The sequence below is a fragment of the Paraburkholderia sp. UCT31 genome, from assembly GCF_014397655.1.
In the GTDB taxonomy this organism is placed as follows: Bacteria; Pseudomonadota; Gammaproteobacteria; order Burkholderiales; family Burkholderiaceae; genus Paraburkholderia; species Paraburkholderia tuberum.
On sequence record NZ_VZQP01000059.1, the window covers coordinates 1 to 12,832 of the forward strand.

General features: G+C 61.1%; 20 protein-coding genes and 1 pseudogene. 4 read left to right on the forward strand and 17 right to left on the reverse strand.

The window, feature by feature from the left end; all coding sequences use genetic code 11:
* The 3 genes and pseudogenes from F6X40_RS41930 to F6X40_RS34010 form a co-directional block, all read right to left on the reverse strand.
* Positions 1-266 (reverse strand): annotated as a pseudogene (locus tag F6X40_RS41930) (hypothetical protein); the annotation flags it as partial.
* Between the two features lie 244 nt (positions 267-510).
* Positions 511-741: a hypothetical protein gene (locus tag F6X40_RS34005; RefSeq protein ID WP_187630846.1), complete on the reverse strand. Its 231-nt coding sequence runs from the start codon at positions 739-741 to the stop codon at positions 511-513.
* A gap of 38 nt (positions 742-779) precedes the next feature.
* Complete coding sequence (locus tag F6X40_RS34010) at positions 780-1,166, reverse strand: DUF6876 family protein (RefSeq protein ID WP_187630847.1); 387 nt, start codon at positions 1,164-1,166, stop codon at positions 780-782.
* 273 nt (positions 1,167-1,439) lie between these two features.
* On the opposite strand from F6X40_RS34010, the gene F6X40_RS34015 reads away from it, so the two are divergent.
* A complete protein-coding gene (locus tag F6X40_RS34015) occupies positions 1,440-1,979 on the forward strand; it encodes a hypothetical protein (protein ID WP_187630848.1) in 540 nt (179 codons plus the stop codon).
* Positions 1,980-2,054: 75 nt separating this feature from the next.
* Here F6X40_RS34015 and F6X40_RS34020 read toward each other — a convergent pair whose 3' ends face one another.
* A complete protein-coding gene (locus tag F6X40_RS34020) occupies positions 2,055-2,531 on the reverse strand; it encodes a hypothetical protein (RefSeq protein WP_187630849.1) in 477 nt (158 codons plus the stop codon).
* Positions 2,532-2,686: 155 nt separating this feature from the next.
* Between F6X40_RS34020 and F6X40_RS34025 the strand changes: the two genes are divergently transcribed.
* Entirely contained in the window at positions 2,687-3,157 is a 471-nt protein-coding gene (locus tag F6X40_RS34025; protein ID WP_187630850.1) for a hypothetical protein, read from the forward strand.
* A gap of 99 nt (positions 3,158-3,256) precedes the next feature.
* Here F6X40_RS34025 and F6X40_RS34030 read toward each other — a convergent pair whose 3' ends face one another.
* The 13 genes from F6X40_RS34030 to F6X40_RS34090 all read right to left on the reverse strand — a co-directional run bounded on the left by F6X40_RS34030 (position 3,257) and on the right by F6X40_RS34090 (position 10,984).
* Positions 3,257-4,027 (reverse strand): hypothetical protein, encoded by a 771-nt coding sequence (locus tag F6X40_RS34030; RefSeq protein ID WP_187630851.1) that lies wholly within the window; start codon positions 4,025-4,027, stop codon positions 3,257-3,259.
* A 53-nt stretch (positions 4,028-4,080) separates the two neighbouring features.
* Positions 4,081-4,290, reverse strand: a complete 210-nt coding sequence (locus F6X40_RS34035) for a hypothetical protein (protein ID WP_187630852.1) — start codon at positions 4,288-4,290, stop codon at positions 4,081-4,083.
* Between the two features lie 26 nt (positions 4,291-4,316).
* Positions 4,317-4,529 (reverse strand): hypothetical protein, encoded by a 213-nt coding sequence (locus F6X40_RS34040; RefSeq protein ID WP_187630853.1) that lies wholly within the window; start codon positions 4,527-4,529, stop codon positions 4,317-4,319.
* A 44-nt stretch (positions 4,530-4,573) separates the two neighbouring features.
* On the reverse strand, positions 4,574-5,317 hold the full coding sequence (locus F6X40_RS34045) for a hypothetical protein (RefSeq protein WP_187630854.1): 744 nt from the start codon (positions 5,315-5,317) through the stop codon (positions 4,574-4,576).
* 179 nt (positions 5,318-5,496) lie between these two features.
* Entirely contained in the window at positions 5,497-5,964 is a 468-nt protein-coding gene (locus F6X40_RS34050; RefSeq protein WP_187630855.1) for a hypothetical protein, read from the reverse strand.
* Positions 5,961-6,749 carry a hypothetical protein gene (locus tag F6X40_RS34055; RefSeq protein ID WP_187630856.1) on the reverse strand — a complete coding sequence of 263 codons (789 nt, stop codon included), beginning with the start codon at positions 6,747-6,749 and terminating at the stop codon, positions 5,961-5,963. Before F6X40_RS34055 ends, F6X40_RS34050 begins: the two co-directional genes overlap by 4 nt.
* The gene (locus tag F6X40_RS34060; RefSeq protein ID WP_187630902.1) at positions 6,746-7,378 is read right to left on the reverse strand and encodes a DUF3850 domain-containing protein; all 633 of its coding nucleotides are present in this window, start codon (positions 7,376-7,378) and stop codon (positions 6,746-6,748) included. Before F6X40_RS34060 ends, F6X40_RS34055 begins: the two co-directional genes overlap by 4 nt.
* A gap of 132 nt (positions 7,379-7,510) precedes the next feature.
* Positions 7,511-7,723: a hypothetical protein gene (locus F6X40_RS34065; RefSeq protein WP_187630857.1), complete on the reverse strand. Its 213-nt coding sequence runs from the start codon at positions 7,721-7,723 to the stop codon at positions 7,511-7,513.
* Between the two features lie 139 nt (positions 7,724-7,862).
* Positions 7,863-8,291, reverse strand: coding sequence for an FKBP-type peptidyl-prolyl cis-trans isomerase (locus F6X40_RS34070; RefSeq protein WP_187630858.1), 429 nt, complete (start codon positions 8,289-8,291; stop codon positions 7,863-7,865).
* 89 nt (positions 8,292-8,380) lie between these two features.
* Entirely contained in the window at positions 8,381-9,082 is a 702-nt protein-coding gene (locus F6X40_RS34075) for an NUDIX hydrolase (RefSeq protein WP_222946245.1), read from the reverse strand.
* Complete coding sequence (locus F6X40_RS34080; protein ID WP_187630859.1) at positions 9,079-9,438, reverse strand: hypothetical protein; 360 nt, start codon at positions 9,436-9,438, stop codon at positions 9,079-9,081. The genes F6X40_RS34075 and F6X40_RS34080 overlap by 4 nt, the downstream gene beginning before the upstream one ends.
* Positions 9,439-9,449: 11 nt before the next feature.
* Entirely contained in the window at positions 9,450-10,466 is a 1,017-nt protein-coding gene (locus tag F6X40_RS34085; protein ID WP_187630860.1) for a hypothetical protein, read from the reverse strand.
* Between the two features lie 77 nt (positions 10,467-10,543).
* On the reverse strand, positions 10,544-10,984 hold the full coding sequence (locus F6X40_RS34090) for a hypothetical protein (protein WP_187630861.1): 441 nt from the start codon (positions 10,982-10,984) through the stop codon (positions 10,544-10,546).
* A 154-nt stretch (positions 10,985-11,138) separates the two neighbouring features.
* Between F6X40_RS34090 and F6X40_RS34095 the strand changes: the two genes are divergently transcribed.
* The gene (locus tag F6X40_RS34095; protein ID WP_187630862.1) at positions 11,139-11,960 is read left to right on the forward strand and encodes a hypothetical protein; all 822 of its coding nucleotides are present in this window, start codon (positions 11,139-11,141) and stop codon (positions 11,958-11,960) included.
* Between the two features lie 23 nt (positions 11,961-11,983).
* Complete coding sequence (locus F6X40_RS34100; protein WP_187630863.1) at positions 11,984-12,790, forward strand: hypothetical protein; 807 nt, start codon at positions 11,984-11,986, stop codon at positions 12,788-12,790.
* Positions 12,791-12,832 lie beyond the last annotated feature (42 nt).

Below are 12,832 nucleotides of genomic sequence, written 5' to 3' on the forward strand. Positions count from 1 at the left end.
GCCATGTACGTGCCGCCCGCCCCGCCTCCTGCGACAACAAGCACGGCAACGCTGGTTACTCCCTGTGGCACCGTCCATGTATTCGTGCCGACCGAGGTGAAGGACACCAGTTGGTGCGCGCTCTGGGTTGTGTCCCCTGCAGGACCAGCCAACCCCGGGTAGTGCACTCGCAGGGTGTATGTGCCGCCGGTTGCGCTGGCGCCTGTGGCGATAGCGCCGCACGCAAGAAGAACGGCAAGAAGGCTTTTTCGAACGATTTTTTTCATTAAGGCCGAGACTTGGAAGATGGAAAAAGCAAGCCCTCCCCGCGACCGCTTATCGGTGGCGACGAGGCCCGATGTCTTCTAGGTCTAGGTACCTCGGCGCATTCGCGAAGGTCGGAAGCAGGCGCACCACGCCCGTGTCAAGGCGAAGAACGGAAAGTGCGCGAGGGAGCCGGAGCGGGAAAACGTGCCCTGGCGGAGATAATGCCTGGCAGGGACTTTGAAACCTGCGACTGCAAGACACGCTTCAGGTAAGCACGAAACGGTTCGCGAGGATGCGCCGCTGTACAACATGGGTGTCGAAAAGCGTTTCGGTTCCATCGCGCACGAAGCTCAGAACTGCGTCGAGGAGCGACGGCCAGTGCGGCTCACCAATTTGGCGATGCCCACAAAGCAGCCGCTCCGTGGGCAAACGCCCCGGAACCCCCAAAACAAAATCCCCTGAAGACCGAACGGTCAACAGGGGATTAGAAATCACGGGTACTGCTCGAAATAGCCCGACGACGCGACCTTCTGTCAGTGCTCGCTTTGCAGGAGAATCACCCAGCGACCGAGTTCCTCGTTGTACTCGCCGTACAGCGCGATGCCTTCCTCGAGCGGAAAATCCGTCCAGTTACCTTCGTTCTTCCACAGAACCTTGCCGTTACCATCTTCGATGGTATGCAGGAAGCTCTTGTCGGGATTGACCTTCAGTCGAATCACCACGAAGTATTCCAGCTGCTCAGCATTCTGATGCTGCAGCCAGGCAGCGCTGTCAGTCATCAGCCACACGCATTCACCTTTGTCTGCGAGTAGCAGCGCGCCATCGGTCAGGCACACCTTTGAAAACAGGGGGCCGAGGCCATGGTAGCCCTCGGTGCCGGTGCAGTGGGCCAAATTCTGGCGCAACTCATTTGCGTTCATTTCGTTTGTCCTTAGTTTCTCCACATTGGAGCGTAGTGTAGCGAATCCTCCTGCGCCGGTGCTGCCGCAGCGGTCGTCGTCCGGCTCGCTACACGTTGTTGGCTATCACGCGCCAGCCGCTCGCGCCCCACCGGGGTACGGCACAGTCGTGGTTGAGGACAAACCCATGCGAAATCTACCCACTTCCCAGTGGGCCTCGTCTGGCAATGCGAGCACCAACCGGCAATTGCGCCGGGGAGCTTTACGGCCAGCGAGGCCTGCTAGGAGTTTCAAATGTTCAAGGATGTCAAGGAAGTCAAAACCGCCGTTCGTATCCTTCGCGCAACCCTGAAGGAGCTCGGACCGAATGCGTCGTCAATGTCACACAACGATGCGCTGCATCTGATTGCGCGGATGGTCGGCAAGAAGACGTATATGGAGCTGGAAGCAACATTGCCGGGAGCATCACCGACAGTTGTCGACGTCGCGAAAAACCGCATCATTGCCCGGGTTCAACTTGAGGACGATGACGCAGTGTTCGAGCTCGATGTCACTGACTGGTTCGAACAGGCGGAGGACTACACACTCGAGTTTCTGTGGGAAGTGGAGTTCGATTTCGACCAGGCCGCTGGGGATGAAAAGGAAGGCATGCTCGAGTTCTTCCTCGCCGCAAAAGCGCCTGTCGCCATCGAGGTCGATGCGGCAATCGCAACAGTCGGGCGCATGTTCCCCGGAGCTGTCGTCGGCTGGGAGTGGAAGCTGGACTATCACAACGTCATGGCCTGGATAGCTGAACGCCGTCCGCGTCTTGAAGAAGAAATCCGGCGCCGCTAGTCTGCTCAGTGGGCCACGGAGTTAGTCTTTAATTCGAGCGAGTTCCTTTTACGGGAACTCGCTTTTCTTTGGCGCTCAGACCGCCAGCGGCGCGTGTTCGCGCGCTTCTGCCTGCAGGACAATTTCGACGTCGAGCGCGGCTTGCCGCAGAACTGTTGCAAGCGTGCCGATATTCAGGTCGGGCATGGCCCACTCCCACGCGCCGACGTCGTTGATAAAGATGTCGAAGCGACACTCGTCGAAGGCCTCGGGCCTGAATCGCTTGAGTTGAACAATGCCGCGATGCCCATCGGGGGCGGCGACCACGCGCACACGCATGGCGTCGGACCACTCAAGCATATCCTCGAGCGAGAGACTTGACGCGACCATTCCCTCCCCCGTGATGTCGACCCGCATGAACCCCGCAAGAATGAGTCCCTGCTCCACGACTGACATGCCTGGACGGAAGCGGTAGTCTCCCATCAGCACGTCGTTGACATACACTGCGATTTTTTCTTCGGCGGCATCGTTGCCCGTAATGCTTGACACCACTAGGCGGACCGTATCTTTCATGCTGGATTTCTCAGGGACAAGGTGTCTTGTGTAGAAATCCGAGGGAGAGAAGCCGAGTAAGTGTTTTCCCGTGAAAGCTTCAGGTTGATTGCGAGCGCGCACCCCTTTGTAAAGGCGCGCTAGAATAGGAGCACAATCCACCCTTTCAAAAGCGCATGAGCACACCGACAGTCGCCGGGGACGCGCCGGACGCGCGCCGCCCTCGCCGCCCATCACTTGCAGAACTCGGTTGGTTGGCGCCCGACGCAGCACTAGTTCGTAGAGCGGGCAACCCCCGCTTCGCGAAGGGTCGATTCGACAATTTCGTCGCGGTGCCTGGAGAGCTGGAAGAATTCCTCGCCACTTCCGGGTATCAAATTTCGGACGACCGCAGCATCCTTTTTGCAGCCAGCCTGGGCGTGCCGATGCATGCGGATGACGACTGGTCGGTTCTCTGGACCCAGGAGACCCCGAATCGCTCCTATGCGGTCCAGTTCATCGTTGGCGGCGCGGACGTCTTCCTGTACCCGGGGCAAGTCCTGCTGTTTAACGCACGCGTGCGACACGGTGTCATTGCGGCTGCACCCGGAAGGTGGTCGGTGTTTTCTGCCAACGTCAGGCCGCTTGCCAAGAAGTCGGAGGCCTGAAGAAGGTGTGACGGCCGCCGAGCGTCAAGCATTTCCTCCTCGAGGGTCCGGCCGGACCTAAGCGCCGGCAGAGGCTCCGCCCTGGCTCAGGTCGCGCCTTCATTCCGGCAACACCGTGACGTCCGCGCCGCAATTGCGCAGCAACGGAGCAACGTCCGCCGGCAGCAGTTCGGAGATGCGATGATGCTCTTCCTGGTACAGTTGCGCGCCGAGAGCGGAGGGGTCCGCCCGCTCCGCGCTGAACTCCCGCATCAGCCCGAAGATGTTGTGCTCAGTGACCTCGGTCTCTCGCGCGCGAAGCCAACGACCTCGCGCAGCCTCGATTGCGGCTTCCTCGATGCGCGCCTCGTGCGAGGGTAAGCGCCGCGCAATGGCCGCCTCCTCGGGGAACAGGAGAGCGTCGAAGGTAAAGACGAGCGCCGTGCCGAACTCTCCGCGCGTCACACGCTTCCAGAGGTCTCCCCTCTTCGTCCACTCGAGCTTCGTAACGCTTCGCGGCCGCTCGACGCTGCTCCAATAGCCGAAGTCACTCACGCCGCGCATCCGGCGCAATAGCCGGTAGCTAGCCTCCTCGTCTTCTGCAATGACGTGCCCGATGAAGCCATGAAGGTCCGGCACATGCCACAGCGCAACCTTCACCTCGAAATCGACCTCGGGGTCGCGAATGCACGTTGCAAGCACCTTTTGCCGGCGCCCCCGCATTTCGCGATGCGCGGTCGAGAGCGGAACGGTTGTGGCTGGGGTTCGCCCTGCTGCGCGCGCGAGTATCGCGTCGTCAACCAGCTCAGCGGCGCGTCGCGCGAGGAAAGTCTCCAGCCGTTCGTCACACAGCGCCTTCACCTTGTTTTCGAGCCGCCGCATCAGCGCCATGAAATCGCTGATGCTGTCGCCGTTCCACCGAAAGCCTGTGTACACCTTCGTGCTCACGCGGTGACTCCTTCGAGCGCTGCCACATACGTATGCATGACATCGGACTCGGTGAGCGCAAGCAGGTCTCGCGTTTCGCGCAGCGCCTTTTCACGTCGCAGGCCCTCGAGATGCGCTTCAGCCGCGCGCAGTCGGGCAGCACCCTTCTCGCGCCTACCTGCTTCCCGGCGCATAACCATCCGTCCGAGTGCTTCGAAGAAACCCATAACATCCCTCCTGATAACGGCCGCTGCTAGTTCTGCCACGTAGTGGTCGAGACCGCAGTGGCCACGGTCACTACCGTGGCGGTGTCGAGCGGCTCCGTCCCGTCCGGCGCAGTCGCCTGGCCCGGCTCAGGTCGCGTGAGCCAGTACGAGGCAAAAACAGCCATCGCCATGACGATAATGGCAGCCACGCCCGCTACCCCATACTGCAAGAGCTTCGGTAGTGTGTGCAGATATTCCATCGGGTTACCTCTGAATAAGCGGATACATGGTGTAGCCCTCGCGCTCACGCGGCGGCGTCTGGCACAGCTTGGTTGATTCGCCCGATGAGGCGCGCGAGCTTCTCGTAGTCGAGGCGGTGCTCGTCATGAGAAATGCCGGTGGCCACCAGGATGTGACTGACCAGACCCATGAAGTCGCCAACATTCTCCGGCGTGATGCCGCTCGCGATGCCCAGTTGGAACTCGTCGCCAGTTCCGGGCGCGTCGCCCTTGTGCTCCGCGTTAGAGGGGCGCGCGGCGAGTGTGACCGCCCTGCGCATGCGGGCAATCTTTCCCGGGTCGGCTGCCCGACCGGTCGCATCGCCACTTGTCGTCGCAATCATGCCGAGGTTCATGGCGTTGACGGCCGCTCGTTCCGGGTCCGGCTCCGGAGCGCGATACTTGAACGCTACCGAGCCAAAGAACTGGTGCTCTGGAAAGAGCTTTAGCAGACTTGCGACGTCGCGCGCTTGTTGCGAGACACCGCTGCCAGTGACACCCGGGCCGTCGGTCCAGGTCGCGTCCAGCCCTGCGTTGAGTGATAGCTGTAGCGAGAGCAACGGCGCGAGCGACAGGTGGTTCACCCCGACCTTCAGCGACGGGTACGCCTGCTTGACGCGCTTCGCGACGTCAATAAGCGGCTCGTCGTCGCCGTGCATTGAAATCAGGAACACGCCTACGGCACCGGCGTCGTTGGCAATGCCCGCGTTATGCAAGGCGAGCTCCTCGTTAAGGAAGTGAATCACCGGCCATACTTGTGGTTTTTGCATTGTTCTTGTCCTTTTCGGGGCTACCCGCAATTTCAGTTACCCGGTCCCGCAGCAAGCTGCTCGACAATGGGCGCGAGCGCGACAATGTGTCGGCACGCAACAGAAGGCTTTGGCTTAGTCATACTCACGCGATGGCGGCCCTCGTAATCGTTGAATTCGCTCGCAGGCTCGTACCACGTCTAGGCCGTCGCGTTGTTGGCGGCGCGGTTGCACTGCGAGTAATAAAGCACCGCCGCTATCAGGTCGTAGACTAGACGGTGGGGCTTGTCTTTCCATTCGTACGAAAGCGGGCTATCGTCCTCGCAGGGGCCTCGCCAGTAATCATCCAGCGGCCTGGACAAGGGCCTACCGCTGCCAAACTGTTCCATGAGTTCGGCTGACGCCGGGAACGGAATTCTTGCATTGACCTCCCGGCTGCCCGCACCCCGACCGGCACCGTCGAATTCCGCAAGCTCGGCCACTGTGTAGTAGTGCGCTGTCCCCAGGTCGGCGGGATGCGCCGCCGGCTCACCAGTTTCCCCGCTGTCTTCGGGTACCCGGCGGGCCTCCTGCCAAATCTCGTACGCATCTTCGATGTGAACCGGCTGACGCGTCGCGCGGCGCCTCGGATTGTTGAAATATTTCTCGAACTCTCCGCGCTCAGTCATGCTTCCTCTCCTTGCATGTTAGCGGCGAAAGTACGGATTGCTGCGGCACAAGCCCGCGCCATGTCGTGGCCGTTGTACGAACTTTCCGTGCGCGAGTCCGCCATCTGCTCAACTATATGCGCTGCTGCCTTCAGCCCCGCGTAGAACCCCGTGTCGTTCGCCGGCTGCAAGTCGCTCGGATGCTGGTCCGCACGCACCCGCTTTTGCGTCTCGTCCCCTAGCTTGCGGGCGTCGACGGCGGCGCGGACTCTTTCGTATGCGTCGCTCGCTTTCCCGTGTGCTTGTCGGACTTGCCCGGGCAACGCCTCGCTGGGCAGTTCCGCCCATTCCCGATACGCAAGAAACCACGCCATCAGCGCTTGCTCGCACTCGTCCCCGAAGACCGGCCTGTTCGCCGCCCCGCCGTTTCCGCAACGTATCGCATGGAGCTGCCTGCTTGCTTTGAAAATGATTCTGGCTTTGCGCTCAAAACGTGCATACGAATTTCGGTTGGCCGCCTCGTACAGAGACATCAACGCCGGCGTGCCGAGCCAATCGTCCGACGCCGGCACACCCGCCATAGCGTCGGTAGCCTCGACGCCCGTTGCTTCGGCAGTCCCTTGCGCGCGCCCGTCTCCGCTTGTTGCCAACTCCTCGGTCACGCGGTGGGCGTGCAACATCGCATCGTACAGGGCCTGCTGAACGAAGCCGGTGAACACCCCCTTGTCCATGAACACCGATAGCTTTGCAACGACCTTGTCTGAGGCGTCCAGAGAGTATTTGTCAAAATCCCCGTGAACGCTCATTCCCTCTCCTCGATAGCCTTGAAGACGGCTTGCACGAAACCAATCAGGTCATCGTCACACGTGCCGTCAGAGAAAAATTGCTCCGCTATCTCGCGAATTCGTTCAGGCGTGGGCACCGCGTTCTTGCGCGCCGACGATGTCCGGCGTACGGGCGCGCACTCGGACGGGTCGCCAACGGCGCGAAGCTCACCGAGGGCTTTCGCGATGTCGCCGTTCCTGAAGGACTCGTGGTGTGCCCGCAGTTCGGCCGCGCTCATCGCATGGATGTCTTCCATCACCTCGCTGTGTGCTGCATCGAGGGTGCGCGCAGGCGCGCGCGGCTGGATGTATGCCCGAATGCCCGCTGATTCGGTCGCGAGCTGTCGAGGAGCCAACGACAAAACCACCCAACCGGGTTGCAGTCCGTAGCCGCTCAGCACGTGACTTACTATGCGGGTGGTTTCACGGCCGGTGTATTCAAGCGGACGTGGCCGACAGCGCATCTCGTCGCCCGAATAGCGCGTTTCGCGCAACCGCAGTTTGTCGCCCACCTTGAAATCGCGGTCATTGAAACGAATTTCGTGGGTCTTGGACCCGTCCAACACCGCCGCAAACACCTCGGGGTCGGTCTTCAGCTCATGCTCGGCCATATTCAACCTGTGTCCTGAATTTTCGGCTATTCGCTTTGAAGGGTGGAAAGTCTTTGCGCGCTTGAACAGTCGCCCGTGTGATGGTCAGACTGAGGAAACAAAACCACATCGGACGAGCACCCCACGCCTTAGCTATGAAAGCGTGTAGATTCGCTGCTCGCTGGCCAGCCAAGTTGCTGCGGCACCGACGCCGTCAAGAAGCTCATCGGCGGAGCCGTTAAACTCAACGAGGAAACGTTCACGCCGCTGGTTAATAACCCTCACTCCCTGCCGTTCCTGAATCTTCCGGATGTCGTCCTTCGGAACCTCGCCTTCACCTATAAACACCACAACGTACCGTTTCACGACTTCTCCTTTCTACCCGACAATCTGAAAGTACCAAGTTCCCGCAACATACCTGTTCCACCTTCTATTCTGAAAAGTCGGCTTGCGCGAAGAAGGCGGCGCAAAGGAAACCTCTCCGTTAGGCCGCTCCGCGCGGTGCTTACTTCTGGATGCCCAGCAGCTCGACTTCGAAGGTCAGCGTGCTGTTCGGCGGGATTGCGCCGACAGCGTGCGAACCGTACGCGGTCGCCGGCGGACAGACCAGCTTTACTTTGCCGCCGACATGCGCATGCTGCAGGCCCTCGGAGAAGCACGGCACGACATGATTGAGCGGGAATGTCGCCGGCATGCCGCGCTTGTACGAGCTGTCGAACTCGGTGCCATCAGCGAGCGTGCCGCGATAGTTGACCTGAACCGTGTCGGTCGCCTTCGGTTGTGCGCCCGTGCCTTCCTTGAGCTGCTGAACCGTGACGCCCGACGGCAACGTTTCGGTTGCGCCGCTTACGGCCGGAGCAGCCGCGTGGGCAGCCGACATAAGAACTGCGGTCGACAACAGGACAGCCGATACAGCGCGGAGGCTTTTCTTCATGACAACATCACCTTTCAAAGAAGAGGAGCGGGATGCTCCTCGGTAAGAAATCCGTCTAGTGCCTGGATGGGCCACATTTATGCAAAACCTCACAGCGAGCGGTCGAAATACGTGAGGCCCGCCAACGCGTTCGCGCTGCGTCGATACAACGTCGCTGGCGCGCCGCCGGAACGCACCGTCGTCTCACCGGTCGCCTCAAGCGCATTCCACTGCTGTACCCGCCGCCTGAACTGCGTCTTGTCGAGCGGCTCACCGAGCACCGCCTCATAGGTCTGCTGCAGCTCGTGGACCGTAAATCGCTCAGGCAGCAAAAAAAGCGGAAGCGTCGAGTACTGCGCCTTGTTGCGCACCCGCGAGACCGCCATGTCCACAATTTCGTTGTGGTCGAAGGCGAGCTCCGGAAGCGCATCAACGTCATGCAGTTGCAAGTTGCCGCTTGGCTCGAGCACGGTCTCAGGCACCACTGCGTAGTAACTGATGCTGATGGACCAGTTGCCGGTATCGCGGTCGGTACCGGTGAAGGTGTACAACTGCTCGAGATACGGCGGCGCGATGCTGATTTTGTCGCGCAGCACCCGGCGCGCGGAGTCCTCAGCCTTCCGGTCGCTCTGGGCGTGAATTACCCCGCCAGGAAGCGCGAGGCGCCCCGCCAGCGGGTTGCGTGGGCGAACATGGAGGCCGACCTTCAGCTTGTGTCCGGAGAGCGTGAGCAACACCACGTCGACCGAGGTCTTGATGAGCGGGTACTCTCCCTCGCTCGCGCTCCGGCCCTTCTCGCCCTGGGTGTTCAAACGGCCCCCGCTGCGGCTTCGTCATCGGCTCCCGGCGCCAGATGCAATTCAGGTTCGCCGGCCTGCACGAGCGCCACAGCCTCGGCTATCTTCGCTTCAAGACCATCAAGCATTTCGACAAATGTTGAGAATGGCCCGACATAGACGTGACGCGGCCAGTCGTGAATGTCATACCCGCCCAGCTCCGCCTGCCAGCCGCACTCCATCGTTTTGCCAACGCTTACCGAGAACGACCCGGTCTTGCTGCGCCCCGTCTTGAGCGCAAGGCTTTGGAAGCGCTCAATAAGACGCTCGAGCCGGGCCTCCGGCTCAGTGGCCGACGCGTTGCCCGCTGCTTCGTGCATTTGTGACGTCACGTTCCTTCTCCTCAATGCTCGTCGGCGCTACGCGCGCCACCGTCGAGGGCAGCAAGCACCGTCTCTGCCTCAACGACCTTGTTCTCGAAAGCGTCCAACAGTTCGTCGAACGTTCCGAATCGCCCCAGCTCAAGATGGCGTGGCCATTCGGGCACGTCATATCCGCCGAGCGCGAGCTGCCAGCCGTACCACTTCGGCTTCTCGAGTGTTACCGTGAACGAGTTGGTCTTCGTGCATCCCCGAGTGTCCGCGAGCACCTGAAACCGCTGCACAAGGCTCTCGAAGCGTTCCATCCTTGGGGCCGCGTTGGCTTCGCTATCGCTCTCTTGCGCAATGTCGGGAAGCAGGCCCTCGGCGGCGCGCGCGGCAGCTTCACATGCGGCGCACCCTTCGTGCACATAAAACCGGTACGACTGGTTGGGCTTCAGGAAGACCTGCGACGGGCCGCACAGCGCCATCTCGACCGGCTCATTCGTCGAATCGTCACTCTCTCCGGCCGCGCCGGCCATGTCGGAAATGACTTGCTGGGCAATGTAACGAACGCCCGCCTGAAACTCCGAGTCCGACGACATGGCGCGCACGACCTGCGTGCGTACCTGCTCAGCGATATTGAAGGCCATCGCCTCGATGACGCGCTCCGTGAGCGCCGGACTCACAATGGCGGGATTATCGAACAGCGGCCGCTTTTGATGCATCGCGCCCTGCCCCACCCATGACCGAATGTCGTCCGGCTCCTCGTCGTCTGATACCGACGCGTACTCCGCGCGCCGCCCGGGCTTGGTCAGAATGTGCAGCCACGCCGCTGGGTACCCGTCCACGGCAATGCCAGCAAGCATCGCCCGGACGACTTCGCGTGCGTCGTTCGTTTCGTCGCCAGCACCTTCCCGGATGCCGTCCTCGAAGCGCTGTAGCGCGCGGTCAATTTCCTCCGGCGCGAAAGTCGCGGCGTGCGGGCTAGCCGTGCCCGCGCGACGCGGCCGGCCAAATAACTGCCGGCGAAGAACTTCGGATTTGTCGGAGGGAGTCATCTATGACCTCATGCTAAGGGTTTTGAGTGTCCAGCCTTGCTGGCAATGGCCGGCGAGTGGCCGCGCCATTCGGGCTGTCACGGGCAGTACGGGCGCGGCACGCCGAAGTCGTGGGCGTCCCAGTTGTGGCCGCAGGCAGGGCAGCGGTCCTTGCCTGGGACGGCTTGCGGCGCTTTCTCGTCCCCCACCGTTGCCGAGTCGCCGCTGCCGAATTTCGCGCATGCATCGTTAAGCTTCTCGACGAAAAGCGCCAAGACGCCACCGATACGCGCGATGTCCTCAACCGTCACAGCCTTCGGAACGTCCAGCGAAATCTTGGGTTCGCCTTCAACCGGGATGTACGCGTGCGCAATGCGCTTACCCTTCCCCTTAAACAGGCCAAAGCCGAGCACGGTGCCCCGGATGTCGCCGCTCGGCGTGTCGAACAGGAGCACTTCCACAGCGTTCTCGACGAGAATGCGTGTGCCTCCAGCGCCGTCCGGACCCTCAAGCGGGAAGCAGGATTGAGTATTCGGCATTTGCGTGAGCAACCTTTGTAAAGGATTGTTGTTGGCAGACAGCGCACCAATTCGCCACCGGCCTTGATTGAAAACACTTTACCATATCTTAGATGCAGATTGCGTCTAAGCTGTGTTACCCTTTACAAATACCAACTGAAAAGCCGAGTCCGCGATGAGAAAGAACGTGCACCTCTTGCTGATTGACCCGCAAAACGACTTTTGCCATCCCGACGGCTCGCTTGTCGTGCCGGGTGCCTACGCAGACATGGAACGGCTCTGCGCTCTTCATGCCCGCGCGGGGATGGCCATCGACGCTATCCACGTGACCGTCGATTCTCACAGCCCGCTTCACATTTCCAGTCCGATGATGTGGGAGAACGACGACGGCAAGTCGCCGGAACCATTCACGGCGATTCGTATGGGCGATGTGGTAGACGGCCGCTGGCGGACGCGCCGCCCTGACCAGCAGATGCGCGCATTTGCCTATCTGAAGGCGCTGGAATCGCGCGGCCGGGGGCCGCATGTGGTTTTGCCAGAGCACTGCATCGCAGGCAGCTGGGGTGCCAACGTGTATGAGCCGTTGCAGCACCATCTGGAAATCTGGGCGCGCCGCCATTTGACGAGGGTCAATTTCGTTCAGAAGGGTATGAATTGTTTTACCGATTACGTCTCGGCGCTCGAGGCACAGGTACCGGACCCGCTGGACCCGTCGACCTCACTGAACAAGGCACTGCTGCACGCGCTGGCGCCGGCCGACATCGTGCTCGTCGCCGGCGAAGCGACCTCCCACGGAGTCGCCGCGACGATGCGCCAGACTATCGCGAACCTGCCGCCCACCTATGCGCGAAAGTTCGTGCTATTGACTGATTGCATGTCGGCAATGGCGGGGTTCGCTGCTCAGGGTGAAGCATTCATCGAAGAGATGAAAGCGCTTGGCGTCCAGACCGCAGCTTCTGAGTCGGTTGAGCTTCACCATGCGGCGGAAAACGCCTGACTACCCTATTGCGAGTTTAGATAATGGACGATTCTAAGTGCGCTTACTGCGCGAGGATTGGAGGCGACGTTTGCGAGAACCCTCCGGTTGATATCTGCGAGAAGGCTATCAGTTGGGAAGCCGACCACCGTGCAGCCCAAAGTGTAAAGGCTGCGCAGATTGCAGCCCTCGAAGGCAACCCGCTTTTCGAGGTATTGAAGCGCGCTGTCGGGTTGCTATCTCTGCACGGCTATGAGGCTGATGCCAAATCCATTGCGGCTGAGGCGCGCGCACTGTCGTCCGGCCCCGATGCGCGCGTCCGGATGACCCGGGACGAAGTAGCGGAATCAAATAAGGTGTTGGACGAAGCCTACGCCGATTTTTGCCGCTCGGTCGATGCCACCTCCACCGCTCAGGATGCGGGTAATGCTTGGCCAACGCGCCTTCAGATGCTGGCCTACGAACTGGACGGCGTGATTATCGACACCGAGAATTCAGGTTTTGACGATGTATGCCTGCGCACCGTCAAACGCGTTCGCGACGCCCTCGAAGTCGCCTCCGCCGGCGAAGCGCGCATGCCTCTGGCTGAAGCGGAGCCGGTAGAGCGCACTTGCGATAGCTGCCCATACCAAGCTGTGTTGGAGGGATGCTGCAAGGTGGGAGGCGCACCGGAAGCGGTCGGCACCGCCCCTATTCCCCCAACTAGCACGGCGCCCGGGCTGGACGACGTCGCAGACCAAATCAGGTCGCTGGCACATGACGGGCTCAGCCGCATAACCCTTGTAGGTGCAGGGGACTGTTTTCGGGGAATCCTCGCCACGCTCGCAGCGTCCGAACAGGAGAGGTCGTGAAACCGGCCAAGTGCCAGCTGGAGATAGGCCATGGAGGCCCAC

Coding starts and splice junctions, on each gene's coding strand:
- F6X40_RS34010 (WP_187630847.1), bottom strand. CDS start 1,166: ATGAACGCAAATGAGTTGCGCCAGAATTTGGCCCACTGCACCGGCACC.
- F6X40_RS34015 (WP_187630848.1), top strand. CDS start 1,440: ATGTTCAAGGATGTCAAGGAAGTCAAAACCGCCGTTCGTATCCTTCGC.
- F6X40_RS34020 (WP_187630849.1), bottom strand. CDS start 2,531: ATGAAAGATACGGTCCGCCTAGTGGTGTCAAGCATTACGGGCAACGAT.
- F6X40_RS34025 (WP_187630850.1), top strand. CDS start 2,687: ATGAGCACACCGACAGTCGCCGGGGACGCGCCGGACGCGCGCCGCCCT.
- F6X40_RS34030 (WP_187630851.1), bottom strand. CDS start 4,027: ATGGCGCTGATGCGGCGGCTCGAAAACAAGGTGAAGGCGCTGTGTGAC.
- F6X40_RS34035 (WP_187630852.1), bottom strand. CDS start 4,290: ATGGGTTTCTTCGAAGCACTCGGACGGATGGTTATGCGCCGGGAAGCA.
- F6X40_RS34040 (WP_187630853.1), bottom strand. CDS start 4,529: ATGGAATATCTGCACACACTACCGAAGCTCTTGCAGTATGGGGTAGCG.
- F6X40_RS34045 (WP_187630854.1), bottom strand. CDS start 5,317: ATGCAAAAACCACAAGTATGGCCGGTGATTCACTTCCTTAACGAGGAG.
- F6X40_RS34050 (WP_187630855.1), bottom strand. CDS start 5,964: ATGACTGAGCGCGGAGAGTTCGAGAAATATTTCAACAATCCGAGGCGC.
- F6X40_RS34055 (WP_187630856.1), bottom strand. CDS start 6,749: ATGAGCGTTCACGGGGATTTTGACAAATACTCTCTGGACGCCTCAGAC.
- F6X40_RS34060 (WP_187630902.1), bottom strand. CDS start 7,378: ATGGCCGAGCATGAGCTGAAGACCGACCCCGAGGTGTTTGCGGCGGTG.
- F6X40_RS34070 (WP_187630858.1), bottom strand. CDS start 8,291: ATGAAGAAAAGCCTCCGCGCTGTATCGGCTGTCCTGTTGTCGACCGCA.
- F6X40_RS34085 (WP_187630860.1), bottom strand. CDS start 10,466: ATGACTCCCTCCGACAAATCCGAAGTTCTTCGCCGGCAGTTATTTGGC.
- F6X40_RS34090 (WP_187630861.1), bottom strand. CDS start 10,984: ATGCCGAATACTCAATCCTGCTTCCCGCTTGAGGGTCCGGACGGCGCT.
- F6X40_RS34095 (WP_187630862.1), top strand. CDS start 11,139: ATGAGAAAGAACGTGCACCTCTTGCTGATTGACCCGCAAAACGACTTT.
- F6X40_RS34100 (WP_187630863.1), top strand. CDS start 11,984: ATGGACGATTCTAAGTGCGCTTACTGCGCGAGGATTGGAGGCGACGTT.